The organism is Microcystis sp. M53598_WE2, assembly GCF_030067735.1.
GTDB classification, from domain to species: domain Bacteria; phylum Cyanobacteriota; class Cyanobacteriia; order Cyanobacteriales; family Microcystaceae; genus Microcystis; species Microcystis aeruginosa.
Window position 1 is genome coordinate 1 of sequence record NZ_JASJFE010000486.1, and the last position, 1,619, is coordinate 1,619.

Below are 1,619 nucleotides of genomic sequence, written 5' to 3' on the forward strand. Positions count from 1 at the left end.
AGTGGGTGGGTGGAATTAAATATAAGATGAATGTAGTTTGGGTTGAAGCATGAAACCCAACGTCCGCTCATGTTACGCTACCGCTAACCCATCCTACAAATAATTGTGCCTCCCTACTTACAAAAAATAAATCATGCAAGAGAGCCATAAAATTTATGATTGTGAGGAGTCGGTATATTTTTCGATAAGTTTGACAATTTTAGGTGATAGCTGCCGATTTTTTAGAGTAATTTTTTCTACTTCTAAAGCCATGGCTTCCTTGAGCAGTTGGGGAGGTATCTCATATTTTTGTGCCAGTTCTTCAATTTTAGCAGTTATGTCCATGGATTTTCTGGGGGTTAGGGGTTAGGGAGTGGAGATTGTCAAGTCTTAATTCTTATTGGCCAAGAGATACCTTGATGAGGATAAATTTTATAACATATCTGAGTAGGTAAGGCCATAGTAAGTTATAGCCTTTGTCATAAACATGAAGTATAACCTAATTTGGTATTGACGACTGACTACCCAAAAGGAAAACTTCGTACTTCACCATTAAGATAACTGCTATAAGCTGATCTACTCTCAACCTTATACAAAAACACCATAAAAGCTAAAATAGATAGCTGACAGTGATTCTGAACACAATAGTAATATAGACTAAACCGCCTTGTATTATCGTCTTCTTCTTGATTTTAATACCCTAGAAAACGGGTTAATTGCCTTAACACCCGAACAAAGTCATTATCTTAAAAAAGTTGTTCGTTTAAAATCCCATGACCGTTTTATTGCCCTAAATGGACAAGGACAAGCGTGGTTAGCAGAAATAATTGATAATTCGGCCCATCTTTTAGAAGCGATAAACGAAACTAGCGAACTACCAGTACAAGTGAATTTAATGGTAGCAATTCCCAAAAATGGCTTTGATGATATCGTTCGCGCTGCCACCGAATTAGGAGTTTATCGAATTATCCCGCTGCTGACAGAACGGGGTTTAGTCAATCCTAGTCCTCAAAAAATTGACCGTTGGCGAAAAATTGCCCGGGAAGCTGTAGAACAATCAGAAAGACAGATTATTCCCATTATCGAAGAACCACAACCATTTTTAGCCATCCTTAACCGGGGAGCTAACCCAGGGACAACTTGTTATATTGGTGTTACCCGTAGAACAGTGGACCCGCTACTTTCTCAATTGCAAACATCAACCGAGATAACCATGGCCATCGGACCGGAAGGGGGATGGACGGAGGCAGAAATAGAACAAGCGCTCGCTGCTGATTTTCTGCCTGTATCATTGGGAAAACGCATTTTGAGAACAATTACCGCTCCCTTAGTGGCTCTCGCTATCATTAACGCCTATTTAGACAGCTAATTGACTACAGTTTTTATGACCAAGACTAGCAATCGAGATAACTGGAATCATTTCGCTTCTTAACTAGGGTTTGCGGCAAAAAGTTTTTCGTGGGGGCAGGGTGTGGGGTGTAGGGTGTAGGGTGTAGGGTTTTACCGGTTTTCAGGTGGTCAATTACCCAATTTTCAGGGAAAAAGTCCCGGAATTTTCCCCCTGCTCACTCCCATGCCCGGCACTTTTGGATTTCAAAAAAGTCTAGAAGTCTTATCCAACAAGGTTTTTAGATTTATTC

The 1,619-nt window shown here is 40.4% G+C and carries 2 protein-coding genes; one reads left to right on the top strand and one right to left on the bottom strand.

The window, feature by feature from the left end; genetic code table 11:
- Positions 1-153: 153 nt before the first annotated feature.
- Positions 154-324 (bottom strand): hypothetical protein, encoded by a 171-nt coding sequence (locus PX636_RS10105; protein ID WP_002798000.1) that lies wholly within the window; start codon positions 322-324, stop codon positions 154-156.
- Positions 325-646: 322 nt separating this feature from the next.
- On the opposite strand from PX636_RS10105, the gene PX636_RS10110 reads away from it, so the two are divergent.
- The gene (locus PX636_RS10110) at positions 647-1,348 is read left to right on the top strand and encodes a 16S rRNA (uracil(1498)-N(3))-methyltransferase (protein WP_288117015.1); all 702 of its coding nucleotides are present in this window, start codon (positions 647-649) and stop codon (positions 1,346-1,348) included.
- Positions 1,349-1,619 lie beyond the last annotated feature (271 nt).